This is a genomic window from Pseudomonas sp. MWU13-3659 (assembly GCF_023757525.1).
Classification (GTDB): Bacteria; Pseudomonadota; Gammaproteobacteria; order Pseudomonadales; family Pseudomonadaceae; genus Aquipseudomonas; species Aquipseudomonas entomophila_E.
Genome location: NZ_JAMSHW010000030.1, coordinates 20,985 through 33,992 on the forward strand (window position 1 = coordinate 20,985; position 13,008 = coordinate 33,992).

The 13,008-nt window shown below is 67.2% G+C and carries 12 protein-coding genes; 9 read left to right on the forward strand and 3 right to left on the reverse strand.

Annotated elements, in window-relative coordinates:
• Window positions 1-2 precede the first annotated feature (2 nt).
• Genes NGM28_RS24245 through NGM28_RS24275 form a run of 7 tightly spaced genes read left to right on the forward strand, consistent with a single transcriptional unit; the run spans window position 3 to window position 6,477 of the window.
• Window positions 3-1,283, forward strand: coding sequence for a type II and III secretion system protein family protein (locus NGM28_RS24245; protein WP_430624224.1), 1,281 nt, complete (start codon window positions 3-5; stop codon window positions 1,281-1,283).
• Window positions 1,280-2,470, forward strand: coding sequence for a CpaE/TadZ family protein (locus NGM28_RS24250; protein ID WP_240066572.1), 1,191 nt, complete (start codon window positions 1,280-1,282; stop codon window positions 2,468-2,470). Before NGM28_RS24245 ends, NGM28_RS24250 begins: the two co-directional genes overlap by 4 nt.
• The gene (locus tag NGM28_RS24255) at window positions 2,467-3,723 is read left to right on the forward strand and encodes a TadA family conjugal transfer-associated ATPase (protein ID WP_240066571.1); all 1,257 of its coding nucleotides are present in this window, start codon (window positions 2,467-2,469) and stop codon (window positions 3,721-3,723) included. The genes NGM28_RS24250 and NGM28_RS24255 overlap by 4 nt, the downstream gene beginning before the upstream one ends.
• Window positions 3,720-4,601: a type II secretion system F family protein gene (locus NGM28_RS24260; RefSeq protein ID WP_252091865.1), complete on the forward strand. Its 882-nt coding sequence runs from the start codon at window positions 3,720-3,722 to the stop codon at window positions 4,599-4,601. The genes NGM28_RS24255 and NGM28_RS24260 overlap by 4 nt, the downstream gene beginning before the upstream one ends.
• A gap of 2 nt (window positions 4,602-4,603) precedes the next feature.
• Window positions 4,604-5,491, forward strand: a complete 888-nt coding sequence (locus tag NGM28_RS24265) for a type II secretion system F family protein (protein ID WP_240066570.1) — start codon at window positions 4,604-4,606, stop codon at window positions 5,489-5,491.
• Window positions 5,492-5,502: 11 nt separating this feature from the next.
• On the forward strand, window positions 5,503-6,204 hold the full coding sequence (locus NGM28_RS24270; RefSeq protein WP_240066569.1) for a tetratricopeptide repeat protein: 702 nt from the start codon (window positions 5,503-5,505) through the stop codon (window positions 6,202-6,204).
• A gap of 12 nt (window positions 6,205-6,216) precedes the next feature.
• Window positions 6,217-6,477, forward strand: a complete 261-nt coding sequence (locus NGM28_RS24275) for a DUF3613 domain-containing protein (protein WP_252091837.1) — start codon at window positions 6,217-6,219, stop codon at window positions 6,475-6,477.
• A gap of 76 nt (window positions 6,478-6,553) precedes the next feature.
• On the opposite strand, the gene NGM28_RS24280 is transcribed toward NGM28_RS24275, so the two are convergent.
• Together NGM28_RS24280 and NGM28_RS24285 are read right to left on the reverse strand one after the other, a co-directional pair.
• Entirely contained in the window at window positions 6,554-7,303 is a 750-nt protein-coding gene (locus NGM28_RS24280) for a response regulator transcription factor (RefSeq protein ID WP_240066595.1), read from the reverse strand.
• A gap of 145 nt (window positions 7,304-7,448) precedes the next feature.
• Window positions 7,449-7,919, reverse strand: coding sequence for an A24 family peptidase (locus NGM28_RS24285; protein WP_011532023.1), 471 nt, complete (start codon window positions 7,917-7,919; stop codon window positions 7,449-7,451).
• A 75-nt stretch (window positions 7,920-7,994) separates the two neighbouring features.
• Here NGM28_RS24285 and NGM28_RS24290 point away from each other — a divergent pair, with 75 nt between their 5' ends.
• Both NGM28_RS24290 and NGM28_RS24295 read left to right on the forward strand, forming a co-directional pair.
• The gene (locus NGM28_RS24290; protein WP_252091838.1) at window positions 7,995-8,438 is read left to right on the forward strand and encodes a TadE/TadG family type IV pilus assembly protein; all 444 of its coding nucleotides are present in this window, start codon (window positions 7,995-7,997) and stop codon (window positions 8,436-8,438) included.
• Complete coding sequence (locus tag NGM28_RS24295; RefSeq protein ID WP_252091839.1) at window positions 8,435-11,071, forward strand: PAS domain-containing sensor histidine kinase; 2,637 nt, start codon at window positions 8,435-8,437, stop codon at window positions 11,069-11,071. Before NGM28_RS24290 ends, NGM28_RS24295 begins: the two co-directional genes overlap by 4 nt.
• Here NGM28_RS24295 and NGM28_RS24300 read toward each other — a convergent pair.
• Window positions 11,056-13,008 carry a pilus assembly protein TadG-related protein gene (locus NGM28_RS24300; protein ID WP_252091840.1) on the reverse strand — a complete coding sequence of 651 codons (1,953 nt, stop codon included), beginning with the start codon at window positions 13,006-13,008 and terminating at the stop codon, window positions 11,056-11,058. The genes NGM28_RS24295 and NGM28_RS24300 overlap by 16 nt on opposite strands.

The following is a 13,008-nucleotide window of genomic DNA, read 5'->3' on the forward strand; positions in this document are numbered from 1 at the left end:
CTATGCGTAGTTCCGTGCAGGTTTCCAAATGGCTTTGCCTGGTTGTGCCACTGATGCTGCTGATGCCGCAGGCGCTGGCGACGGGCAAGGGGTGTGCGGCGTTTGACCAGATGCCCACGGTGATCGAGATGGACCAGGGCCTGCAGCAGGAACTGCGCCTGCCCGTGGCCATCACCCGGGTGGCGGTGGGCGAGCCGAAGGTGGCCGATGTCCAGGCCAGCGGCGAACGCGCCGTGCTGCTGACCGGGGTGGGGCAGGGCAACACCAGCCTGATGCTGTGGACCGACTGCGCGCCGAAGCCGCACCGGGCCATGGTGTTCATCAAGGGCCGGGCCAGCGCCGACATGGCCGAGGTGGCGCTGGCCGCCACCGAGCAGGCGCCACTGCCGACCCAGGTGCAGGCCGACATCCGCTTCGTCGAGGTGCGTCGGCTCAAGTACAAGGAGGCCGGCGCCAAGCTGTTCTTCAAGGGCTCCAACAACAGCCTGTTCGGTTCGCCCGGCACGGTGCCCAACACCGTGGTCCGGCCTGGCTATGTGCCAGGCATCCAGACCGGCACCAACCCGGTGACCTACGCCGATGTGCGCCCCGGCATCCCGCTCGACAACGATGTCTTCAACATCGTCTGGGGCGGCGGCAGCAGCCGCTTCCTGGCAATGATCAACGCCCTGGAGAACAGCGGCTTCGCCTACACCCTGGCACGCCCCAGCCTGACCGTGCTCAGCGGCCTGACCGCGAGTTTCCTGGCCGGCGGCGAGATCCCCATCCCGGTGCCCAGCAGCGGCAGCGACAACGTCTCGATCGAGTACAAGGAGTTCGGCGTGCGCCTGGCCCTGACCCCCACCGTGGTCAGCGGCAACCGCATCAACTTGAAAGTGGCGCCGGAGGTCAGCGAGCTGGACTACAACAATGCGGTGGTGATCGCCGGCACCCGGGTGCCGGGCCTGAGCGTTCGCCGCACCGACACCAGCATCACCCTCGCCGATGGCGAGAGCTTCATCATCAGCGGCCTGATCACCAGCAACGTGCGTTCGGGCGTGGACAAGATGCCCGGGCTGGGCAACCTGCCAATCATTGGCGCGTTCTTTCGCCAGACAGCGCTCAACCGCGAGGAGACCGAGCTGCTGATGATCGTCACCCCGCACTTGGTCCAGCCACTGGCGGTCAATGCCAAGCTGCCGGAGCTGCCGGGCGAAGCGCTGCGCACCTACGACCCCAGCTGGGGCCACCTGTTCTTCATGGAAAACGGCAGCTTCGATGGCCGTGGCGGGTTGTCGCGATGAACGAGAGCCTGAACCAGACCTACCTCGCGCTGACCCGCAACGAGGACGACCTGCACTGGTTGCAAGGCGCGCTGGCGCCCCTGGGCCAGGTGATCGGCGCCAGCAACGGCAGCCTCGACGAGCTGCTGGCGCTGGTCGACATGACCTTCAGCAACCTGGTGTTCATCGGCCTGGACCGCGAGCAACTGGTCAGCCAGTGCGCGTTGATCGAGGGCATGCTCGAGGCCAAGCCGATGCTGGCCATCGTCGCCCTGGGCGATGGCATGGACAACCAGCTGGTGCTGCACGCCATGCGCGCCGGTGCCCGCGACTTCGTCGCCTACGGCTCGCGGGCCAGCGAGGTGGCCGGGCTGGTACGACGCCTGGGCAAGCGCCTGCCTGCGGTGGCCAGCAACCCCAGCCTGGGGGGGCTGACCGTGCTTTATGGGGCCCAGCGCAGCGCCGATGGCGCACTGCTGACAACGCACCTGGCGCGGGTGGTGCAGGACAGCGGCCAGCAGACCCTGCTGCTCGACCTCGGTTTGCCGCGCGCGGACAGCCTGGCGCTGCTGGGGCTGGAGGCGTCGTTCCACTTCGGTGATTCGCTGCGCCACCTGCGCCGGCTCGACGCGACCCTGATCGATAGCGCCTTCACCCGTGACAAAGGCGGGCTGCGCATCCTCGCCTACGCCGACAGCGACGACGCCCTCGAGCAGACCAGCGCCGCCGAGCTGTACATGCTGCTCAGCGCCTTGCGCCAGCATTTCCAGCACATCGTGGTCAATCTTACCGGGCAGGCCGACAGCGAAGCCCTGCGCACCATCGTCAGCCACTGCGACAAGCTGATCTTCTACACCGACCAGAACATCCTCGACTGCCGGCGCAACCTGGAGGTGCTCGAGCAATGGCGAGACCGGGGCATCAAGCTGGAGCACGCCAGCCTGCTGGTCGACCGCTTCCTGCGCCATGTGGCACCGGACGCCGAGACCCTGGCCAAGCGCTATGGGCTGCCGCTGCTCAAGGTCATGCCGTACAGCCCGGAGGTGCGCCTCAACGCCAAGAACCAGGGGCTGAGCCTGTTCGAACTGGCCCCGCGCGAAGGCCTGACCCAAGCCCTGCGCGGGCTAGGCGAACGCCTGGCGCAGCGCTCCGAGAACCTGGCCGCGCCCAGCCACCCATGGCTGCGCCGCCTATGGGGTAGCCGATGAGCAGCGAAGAACCCTTTGGCGGGCCGCGCCACGCGGCCAGTGACCCCCAGGTGCTCAAGCGTGCGCTTCATCGCCACGTGATCGACGCCATCGAAGACAGCGGCCGCAACCTGCTGGAGGGCGCGCGCCCGGTGCTTTCGCAGTTCGTCCTCGAACAGGTCGGCGACTATGTCGCACGCCTTCGCCTGGCCCTGTCGCGCTACGAGATGGAGCGCCTGGGCGAAGAGATCGTCGACGAGCTGACCGGCTACGGCCCGCTCGAGGTGCTGCTGCGCGACCCGAGCGTCACCGAGATCCTGGTCAACGGGCCGTACCGGGTGTTCGTCGAGCGCGGCGGCCTGCTGCAACAGACCGACCTGCGCTTCATCGATGCCCACCATGTGGAGCGGGTGATGCAGCGCATCCTCGCGCCGCTGGGGCGGCGCCTGGACGAGTCCTCGCCGATGGTCGACGCGCGCATGCCCGACGGCAGCCGGGTCAACGCGATCATTCCCCCGGTGGCGCTGGACGGGCCCTGCCTGTCGATCCGCAAGTTCCGTCAGGACATGCTCAAGAGCGCCGACCTGCTGGCCACCCGAGCCATCGACCAGGCGATCTTCGACTTTCTCGAACGTGCCGTGGGCCGGCGTTGCAACATCCTCGTCAGCGGTGGCACCGGCACCGGCAAGACCACGATGCTCAACATCCTCAGCCAGATGATCGCGCCCCAGGAACGCCTGGTGACCATCGAGGACGTGGCCGAGCTGCAGATGCACCACCCCCATGTGGTGCGCCTGGAGACCCGGCCGCCGAACGCCGAGGGCCATGGCGAGATCAAGGCCAGTGAGCTGATCCGCAACGCTCTGCGCATGCGCCCCGACCGGATCATCCTCGGCGAGATCCGCGGCGCTGAAGTGGTCGATGTGCTCACCGCGATGAACACCGGCCACGACGGCTCGATGAGCACCGTGCATGCCAACAGCGCGCAGGACGCCCTGCTGCGTCTTGAGACCCTGGTCGGCCTGACCGGCCGCCAGGTGGCCGAGAAGACCTTGCGGCAGATGATCTGCGCGGCGCTGGACGTGGTGATCCAGCTGACCCGCCTGGCCGATGGCCGGCGTTGCGTGAGCGAGGTGCTGGAAGTGGTCGGGGTGCGTGACGACGTCTACGTCACCAGCACGCTGTTCCGCCTCGACCGGCGCAGTGGCGATGGCTTCCTGCGCGACGCGCCGCACCCTTCGGGGGCCAAGCTGCGCCACGAGGGGGTTCTCTGATGGGCCCGCTGCTGCTGGCCCTGTCGCCGCTGTGCCTGGGCATGGCACTGCTGATGTTTCGCCTGGGCCTGCACAAGCGAGGCGAGGAGCGCATTCTCCTGCGCCTGGGGCGAGCCTATCGCGCGGTGCGCCTGGGCAGTGCCCGACGCGACTGGCTCGACCCGCTGCTGCAACGGGCGGGCCTGGCCCATGGCGAGTTCTCCCCGCGCAACTGGCTGCTGGCCTGGGTCGGGTTGACCTTGCTGGCGGGGCTGGCCGCAGGCTGGGTGGCGGCACTGATGGCGCTGCTCGGCTTGCCCTTGCTGGGCTACTTCTACCTGAGCTGGCGCTGCCGGCGCCAACTGCGCCAGATCATCGAACAACTGCCGGGCCTGCTCGACTACAGCGTGCGCAGCCTCAAGGCCGGGCGCACGCTCAGCGACGCGGTGCTCGGCGGCGTCGAAGCCACACGCGAGCCACTGCGCTCGGCGATGCTGCGGGTGCGTCGCAACGTACAGCTGGGCGTGCCGCTGGACGATGCGGTCAGCGAGCTGGCCGAACTCTACGGCCAGGACGAGTTGCGCATGTTCGCCCTGGGCCTGCGTATCAACCAGCGTCATGGCGGCAATGCCAGCGAGCTGATGGAGAACCTGATCAAGCTGATCCGCGAGCACGAGCAGGGCGACCGCCAACTGCGGGCGATGACCGGCGAGACGCGCATCACCGCGTGGATCCTCGGTGCCTTGCCCTTGGGCATGGTCGGCTACTTCCTGTTCGCCAACCCCGGTTACCTGATGGCCATGTGGCGCGACAGCCATGGGCAGATGATGCTGCTGTTCGCCTTTGCCCTGCAGGCCGTCGGTTGCCTGGTGCTGTGGCGCATGATGAGGAGCCTCTGACCATGGCCTTGATGCTCAGTGCGCTGTGCCTGTTCGCCGGTTTCGTGCTGTTGGCGCTGCAACTGGCCTGGCAGTGGCGGGCACGGCAGCGGGTCGCGCGGCGCCTGCAAGGGCGCATGGCCCGTGACGAGCGGCTGGGCGACTGGCTGCAGTGGCTGGGCAGCAGCCCCCTGGGGCGGCGCCTGCAGCGGCTCGATGGTGAAACCCAGGCGCTGCTCGACCGCCTCGGCTGGCGACGCAGCCGGCAGCGCGCGCTGTTCGCCGCGGTGCAACTGGGGTTGCCGTTGCTGGCGATGGTCGTGGTGCTGGTGATGGTGCATGGCCTGCCGGGGGAGCGGCGCGGGCACTGGGTCGTGCTGGTGCTGTGCGCGCTAGGCGCCGGCTACCTGCTGCCCAAGCGCCTGCTGGCGGCCGCGGCGGCGCGGCGCCAGCGGCGGATCGCCCGGGAGGTGAGCGTGCTGATCCCCTTGTTGCGCATCCTCTTCGAAACCGGGCTGGCGGTGGAGCAGGCCTTGCGTGTGCTGGCCCAGGAAGGGCGCAGCCTGGTACCGAACATCAGCGACGAGCTGCGCCTGGTGTTGCAGCGGGTCGACTCGGGCCTGGCTTTGGGCCCGGAGCTGGAGAAGAGCGCGCGCCTGCTGGCGGTGGACGAGCTGATCGACACCTGCGTGATCCTTCAGCAATTGCTGGTGCAGGGCAGCGGCTCGATGAAGTCGCTGCTGGCGCTCAAGGAATTGCTCGACGACCGGCGCCTGACCGGCCTGCAAGAGCGGGTGTCGAAGATGTCGGCGAAGATGTCGGCGGTGATGATGGTGTTCCTGTTCCCGGCCTTGCTGATTGTCCTGGCCGGACCGGGTTTTTCCGCCTTGGCGCGGGCATTGGGGTCCTGAGGGGGAAACGGATGAGAGCGATCATGGTGTTCACCGGCCTGTTGCTGCTGACCGGGTGTGCCGGGCAGCCGCCCGACAGCCTGGCCCGGTTGTTCGGTGGCGGCGTGTGCGGCAAGCCCGATGCCGACCAGCAACTGAGCCTGGACATGGCCGACCAGATGATCGACGAGGGCCGTCCCCATGCCGGGCTGGCGCATCTGGAGCAATTGCCCGATACGCTGGAAGCGGTGCGCCTGCGCAAGGCCAAGGTGCTGCGCCAGCTCGGGCGCAGCGACGCCGAGCCGCTGTACCGCAGCCTGCTGGGCGGCTGCCTGGCGGCCGAGGGCGAACATGGCCTGGGCCAGCTGGCGTCGGCCCGGGGCGATGACGTGCAGGCCCTGCGTCACCTGCAGCGCGCGGCGCGCCTGGCGCCCACCGACGAGAAGGTGCGCAACGACCTGGGGGTGGTGCAGATGAACCTGGGGCATCACGAGGAGGCCCGTTTCGAGCTGCTCACCGCCATCGAACTGAAGGATGACAATCCGCTGCCGGCGCTCAACCTGGTGACCTTGGCGCTGGTGCAGGACAACTGGCGCCAGGCCGAGGACCTGGTGAACCGGCTGCGCCTGGGGCCCGCGCAATTCGCCGAGGCCCAGGCGCGGGCGCAGCAGATCAGGGCCACCGGGCGCGGTCCGCTGGCCAGCACGGCGCCGTCCACTTCGTCGCTCAATTGATCGGAGGTGACCATGTGCAAACCCTGGATCGTCCTGGCTTGCCTTGTACTGTCGCAGGCCAGCTGGGCGCAGGAGCCGCCCAGGCAGCCACGCCCGCAGACCGCCACGGAAGCACTGTTGCAGGTGCAGGCGAGCAACCGTCAGGGCTCACGGATACCCCAGGTACAGACCGAAAAGGAGCGCGATCAGGCCATGCAGCGCTGGCTGGACAGCTACAAGTACGCGATCCCGGACTTCTACCGCTGGACCAAGGTCAATTCTTCGAACAACTGATAGCGCTGCCCCTGTAGGAGCCGGCTTGCCGGCGAACCGTTGCATGCCTGAAACGCGGTGTTGTGGCGGTCGAGGCTCAGTGCGTGGTGAACCGCTGGTGCACCGGCGACGACCTTGGCGTCAGCGCCAGGGCCAGTTGCGTGCGGTTGTGCATGTGGGTCAGGCGCAGCACCTGCGAGACATAGAGCTTCACGGTGTTCTCGGTGATGCCCAGCTCGCAGGCGATCTGGTAGTTAGTCTTGCCCTTGCTTACCAGCTTGGCCACTTCCAGCTGGCGCGGTGACAGCTTCTCGAACGCCGGTGGCAGCTCCGCCTCGCCCTCTTCGGTGTCGCCGGCACGGCGGTGGGTGCCCTGCCCGCGGGCTTTCTCCAGGTCCTGGTAGAGATCATCGATGGACTCGGCCAGCTCCTGCAGGCGCTGGTTAAGGCTGCCCAACTCTCGGAAGTTGCGGCGCCGCTCCAGCAGTGCCTGCTCCTGGCGGCGCACGCCGTCGAGCAACTCGTCCAGGTCCATGGGCTTTTGGTAATAATCTGCAAAACCTTCGCGCAGGGCGCGGATCACATCCTGCTTGTCGGCCCGGCCGGTCAGCATGATCGCCTCGAACATGCGCTGCGGCCCAGTCATCTGTTTCAGCGCACGGACCAGCTCGATGCCATCGCGGTCAGGCATGTGCAGGTCGCAAAGAATCAGGCCGATGGCTTCGTCGGCCTTGTAGCATTCGATGGCCTCGGCCGTGGAATGGGCCCCTATGCAGCGATATCCCTCGCTTTCGAGAAATTCACATAACTCTTCGACGATCATCGGCTGGTCATCGACAACCAGCATCTTCACCTCACTGATGGTTTTGCTCACGTTCAACTCCCTGTGAATGCGGCCCTGCTCCCGGGCCAGACGCTCTGGCAGGAAGAAAAGTAGTCGCACTTTGCAATTATGTATATGGACTGTAGCCCGGTTCCGACCGCTGGGCCGATTATTGGATCCACACGGCGGTCAGCAGGAAGCCCGCCAGCACATAAGGCGCAAAGGGCTGCTTGTCACCCACTTCTTCGGCGAGTTTTTGCAGGCGTTTCTTCACTTTCGGGTTGAGCAGGGTCCACAGCCGGCGCCTGCCGAACATCCAGGCCAGCACCGTGATACCGGCGCCGATGAAGGTGCCGAGCACGTATTGCGGGCTGGTGGCCAGGGCCAGGGCGCCCATCAGCTTGACGTCGCCGGCACCAAAGCGGCCGAGCATGTAGCCGGGCAAGGTGAGCAGCATGACGATGGCCAGGGCCCAGCCGGCCTCGCTGGCGTCGGCGCCGATCCAACTGTGGCCGGTGGCGAACAGCCAGGCCAGGGCGCAGCCCGCGACACCCAGGGTGAGGGTGTTGGAAATCTGCCGTTCACGGACATCTTGTTCAGTACACAAGGCAAGCCACATCAGGAGAACAATGCTTTGCATTGGCAGAATGCCATCCCTATTCGTTGAACGGTTCTATGCTGTCAGACAGGTCTCACAGTCAGGGTAGACGCGATCATGAAAGCAAGCCCGGCGGGACGGCAAAAAGGCGCGGCAGCCATCGAATTTGTCGCGGTATTCATGGTGTTTTTCGCGGTGTTCTACGGTTTGGTGAGCTACACCCTGCCGATGCTGATGCTGCAGTCGTTCAACCAGGCCAGCAGCGAGGCGGTGCGCCGCTGCGTGGCGGTGGACCCGAGCAGCCAGACCTACGAATTGGACGTGCAGGGCCTGGCCCGCCAGGTGATCGGCCAGCAGCTGTCGTGGATGCCCAATGCGCTTGGCTTCAACCTGCTCACCGACACACGCATCAGCGTGGGCACCGACAAGGTGCTCACCGTGGTCATCGACTATCCGCGCGCGCGCCTGACCCGTATGCTGCCCACCCTGGTACTGCCGGTGGTCGGCGAGGTGCCCAAGCTGCCCGACCGGTTGCAGGCCCAGGCGAGCCTCCAGTTATGAGTGGTGGGCTGTTCGACCGCTGGCGCGCGGCGCCTCCACCCGCCGCAGAACCACAAGCCTTGCCCGCAGTGGGCCTGCAACTGCTGCTTGACGATCAGGCGCAGGTCCTGCGCCTGTCCGGGCCGTTGCGCACCTTGCTGGCCTTGCCGGGGCGGCCGGGGGCACGCCTGCACGACTACCTGCAACGGCACAGCTGGCTGGTGATCGAGGGCGAGCCTGGCGATTGGCAGGGGCAGCCGTTGGACCTTGATTTCAACACCGTGGTGGGCCATGCATTGCACACCCGCGGTTGGCTGCAGCGTCACGGGCAGGCCTGGTTGCTGCAACTGTTCGATATCGGCGATTTGTTGCGCGAGCAGCGCTGGGACCGCCAGCGGCCACTGCTTGGCGAAATTGGCCACGCCCTGCGCGAGTGTGGCTCGCAGCGCCTGGCCCAGACCGCCAGCGCTCAATTGCAGGTACTGGCCGAGCACTGGCAAGCGGCGTCGCTGCGCCTGATGTTGCGCGAACCGGATGGCTGGCGCCATTACGCCAGCAGTGACAGCACATGGCCTTGGCCGCAGGACAGCCGCCTGCAGGCCCGGTTGGACTGCTTGCCAGCGGCCAACCTGCTTGACGTGAGGGACGATCCGGAATTCCAGGCGTTGTGTGGCGGCGCTTCACTGCTTCTGCTGCCCTATCGCCAGGGGCAGGATGCCGAAGCCTGGTTGCTGTGCGCCGGTGCCACGCAGGTTCCGGAGGCCGACATGGCACTGGCGTTGGTCCGGACCCTGGTCGAACCACTGCTGGCCCGCTTGTGGCGCCAGCAGTGGCAGCAGCAGTCCACGCATCTCGACGAACTGCAGCGGCAGTTGGGGGCGGGATGGTGGGAATGGCCGGCGCAGGGGGATCTGCAACTGGATCCGGCGCTGGCCCGGGCGCTCGCCCTGCCGCACCAGGCCAGCCTTGGGCAATGGCTCGCCCGCCTGCACCCGGCTGACCGCGAGCCCGCGCAGCTTGCGCTGGCACAGGCCCGCGAAGGACACGCACTGAACCTGAGCCTGCGCCTGCTGGATGACGGAAATCTGGAAACCCCGCGCTGGTGGCAGTGGGTGGGCCAGCCGCAGGGGCAGCGGTTGCATGGCTTCCTGCTCGACATCAGCGCGCTCAAGACCCAGGAGCAGCAGGCCGGAATGGCCCGCGCACGCCTGGAAAACCTGATCGCCAGTTCCCCCGCGGTGATCTATGTGCAGCGCTATGCCGAAGGCGCGCTACACAGCGACTTCTTCAGCGCCAGCCTGGCGCCGCTGTTGGGCTGGGACGTCGATGGCGAGCTGGCGCGCCAGCCCGGCCTGGCCGTGCACCCCGACGACCGTTCGCTTTGGCTGGCCCGCACCCGCAGCCTGTTGCACGAAGGCCAGGTACGCTGCCGCTACCGGTTGCGTGACCAGCTCGGTGGCTACCACTGGATGCTCGACGAGGCCCGGCTGCTGCGCGACGAGCTCGGCCAGCCGGTGGAAGTGGTGGGGTTGTGGCTGGATGTCAGCGAGGCGACCGAGGCCGCCGAGCGCATGCGCCAGAGCGAGGAGCGCTACCGCGTGCTGGTGGAGGACTCGCCGGCGATGATCTGCCGTTACCGTCCGGACCTGACCCTGGTGTTCGGCAACCGGCCGTTGGCCGACTACCTGCAATGCACACCGGAACAGCTGCTGGGCGTCAACCTGGGCCAGTGGTTGTCCGACGCCCAGCGTGAAGCCTTCCTCGAGCGTCTGCGGGCATTGACCCCGGAGCAGCCCCTGAGCAGCGCGGAAATCTGCCTGCAGCTGCCGGGCCGCGAACATGCCTGGTGGGAGTGGGCCGACCGTGGCCTGTTCGACGCCCAGGGCCAGTTGTTGGAGATCCAGGCCGTGGGCCGCGATAACACCGAACTGCGGCGTAGCCAGCGACAGCTGCTGCAGGGGGCCAAGATGGCCACCCTCGGCGAACTGGCCACCGGCCTGGTGCACGAGATCAACCAGCCGCTCAACGTGATGCGCATGGCCGTGGTGAACGCCCTCAAGCGCCTGGAGATGGGCACGGCGGAACCTGCCTACCTGGAAGACAAGCTGCGCCGCATCGAGGCCCAGGTCGAGCGCGCCTCGCGCCTGGTCGAGCACATGCGGGTGTATGGCCGGCGCTCGGCGCTTGAGCCTGTGCCGTTCACCGCCTGGAGCGCGGTGGAGGGGGCCCGTGCGCTGCTGGACGAGGGCCTGCGTGGCAAGGGCGTGGACTTGAGCCTCGAGCCGCCGGCACAACAGCCGCAGGTGCTCGGGCAGCAGGACCAGCTTGAGCAGGTACTGATCAACCTGCTGGTCAATGCCCGCGACGCCTTGCTCGAACAGGGGCGTGCGGGCGCATGGATCCGGGTGCGCCAGCAGCAGGCGGGCGAGCACCTGTGCCTGCTGGTCGAAGACAACGGCGGCGGCATCGAGCCGCAGTTGCACGAACGCATCTTCGAGCCGTTCTTCACCACCAAGCCGGCGGGCGTCGGCACCGGCCTGGGGTTGTCGGTCAGCCATGGCATTGTCAGCCAGATGGGCGGCCGCCTGAGCGTGGCCAACAGTGCCGAAGGTGCCTGCTTCCGCATCGAGCTGCCGCTCTACAATACCAACTGAGCGTGGCCGCTGGAGCAGCTCAGGTTGGCGCCGACCTGGGCATTGGCCAGGTCGACCCCCAGGATCTTGAGCAGGCCATTGACCAGTGGGTCGAGCACTGGGCTGAGCAGGTTGCGGATCAGCGGCTCGAGGATGTTCTTCACACCGTCCAGCAGGCCGGCGGTCAGCACCAGTACCTGGCCCAGCCCGCTGTTGGCGGTCGGCCGGTAGGCCTCCAGACGGATGCCGGCGAGGGTGTCGGACAGGCTGGCGACGACCTGGGCCTGGTCGCTGTCCATCGGTTGGTAGGAGGGCGGCTGGCCAATGTCGGTGGGGGCGGAGGCGCCGGCGAACACCAGGGGTTTTTCCGTGGGGTTGTTGCCCAGCAGCTTGCTGTCCACCCGCAGGCCGATACCCCCCCCCGCGAAGGGTACCCGGGTGCCGCACGACGGCGGCAGGATCAGCAGGCGGCTACAGACATTGGTGCCAATGTCGATCAGCGGCAGCGCCTTGACCACAGTGGTGCCTTGATTGAGGAAGTCGGCCGGGGTGTCGAACTTGCCCACCGCGATCCTCGCCGCCGAACGTTGGGTAAGGGTGGTCAGGCTCTTGGGCGAGCAGGTGTAGTTGTCCGGTGGTGCCGGGCGCAAGCGGCTGGTGGCCTCGGCCACCTCCACACCGATATCGATATGGACCTTGTCTTCCAGCAGCTTGATGTCGCTGACCTTGCACGGCACACCGAGGGCGCAGGTCACCGATTGCAAGGTGCCCAGCAAGTTCAGGCTGAGCAGGTTGTTGAGCACGTTGGTCAGTGGCGCAGCCAGGTCCAGCACGGCGTTGGCCAGGCCGGCGATGCCGCCTAGAAGGGGCAGGTCAAGGGATACCAGGGCCCGCACCTGTGCGGTATGCACCCGCAGTTCGTCGGTGCGTGGGTCGCCGATGGCGGAAAGCTGTTGCGGCTCGATCACCCGTACCTGCACCCGGCCGCTGGCCACGCCCAGCAGGTTGATCGGCAGGTCGGCGTTGACCGCACGCTCCTTGGCCGACAGCTGGATCACCCCTTGCACCAGCTGCAACAGTTGGATGCTCGCATCCAGGCCGGCCTGGGCCGTGCCGTTCTGCAGGTCCAGCAAGTCGCCCAGTTGCAGGCCGGTGATTGGCAGGTCGAGGGCAAGCTTGCCCAGGTTGGTGACCACGTCGGCGGCGGCGCCGCCCTGTTGCAGTACCTTGACCGCTGCTTGCAGCAAGGTCGTGGCGCTGGTGTCGAGGCTGAGCAATTTCTGGTAGTCGCCCACTTCGACGTTCAGGTCGATGGCCAGCTGGTCTAGGTAATGCAGCAGGTTGAGCTGGGTGTTGGCGATCCCCTGCCAGCCCAGCAGGTCGAGCTGCAATGTGCCACCCAGGGCCTTGGTCAGCGCGTTGAGCAGCGAGCCCTGGCTGGCATTGACGGTGGCCAGGCTGCTGCGAATGCTCAGCATCGCCAGGGGCGGCATGGGGCTGGCGGCCACCGCGCTGGCATGCAGGGTGGTGGTGCGCGGCACGGTGTTGCCCTGGACCATGGCGAACACCCCGGCGGCGACGCTGGTGACCACCACATTGCTGACCTCGACTTTGATCGCCTCGTTGCGGGTGTTGTCGGCGACGAAACGGCGCAGGTTGTCGTTGCCGGTGCGCAGGTAGCCGCAACTGGCGATCAGCGGGTCGGTGACGGCCAGGCCATTGCGGGTGGCGGCATTGCGTGCCAGGGCGAAGGCTTGCGGGCCGCTGCCGTTGCAGCTGGCCGAGTGCTCGGCGGCCTCCAACGCGGCCATGTCGGCGATGCGCTGGAGCTTGCGTTGCTCGAGGTATAGGCGGCCGCTGTCGACCGACAGCAGCATGAACAGCAGGGCCAGGCCCATGGTCAGCGCGGCCATCAGGCCGATCGCGCCCTGTTGGCGGGCGGCGGAACGAGGAACCAC

Bases quoted from the DNA above. Each gene is read 5' to 3' on its own strand.
- NGM28_RS24245 (WP_430624224.1), top strand. From the start codon at position 3: ATGCGTAGTTCCGTGCAGGTTTCCAAATGGCTTTGCCTGGTTGTGCCA.
- NGM28_RS24275 (WP_252091837.1), top strand. From the start codon at position 6,217: ATGTGCAAACCCTGGATCGTCCTGGCTTGCCTTGTACTGTCGCAGGCC.
- NGM28_RS24290 (WP_252091838.1), top strand. From the start codon at position 7,995: ATGAAAGCAAGCCCGGCGGGACGGCAAAAAGGCGCGGCAGCCATCGAA.
- NGM28_RS24280 (WP_240066595.1), bottom strand. From the start codon at position 7,303: ATGCTGGTTGTCGATGACCAGCCGATGATCGTCGAAGAGTTATGTGAA.
- NGM28_RS24295 (WP_252091839.1), top strand. From the start codon at position 8,435: ATGAGTGGTGGGCTGTTCGACCGCTGGCGCGCGGCGCCTCCACCCGCC.
- NGM28_RS24285 (WP_011532023.1), bottom strand. From the start codon at position 7,919: ATGCAAAGCATTGTTCTCCTGATGTGGCTTGCCTTGTGTACTGAACAA.
- NGM28_RS24270 (WP_240066569.1), top strand. From the start codon at position 5,503: ATGAGAGCGATCATGGTGTTCACCGGCCTGTTGCTGCTGACCGGGTGT.
- NGM28_RS24265 (WP_240066570.1), top strand. From the start codon at position 4,604: ATGGCCTTGATGCTCAGTGCGCTGTGCCTGTTCGCCGGTTTCGTGCTG.
- NGM28_RS24250 (WP_240066572.1), top strand. From the start codon at position 1,280: ATGAACGAGAGCCTGAACCAGACCTACCTCGCGCTGACCCGCAACGAG.
- NGM28_RS24255 (WP_240066571.1), top strand. From the start codon at position 2,467: ATGAGCAGCGAAGAACCCTTTGGCGGGCCGCGCCACGCGGCCAGTGAC.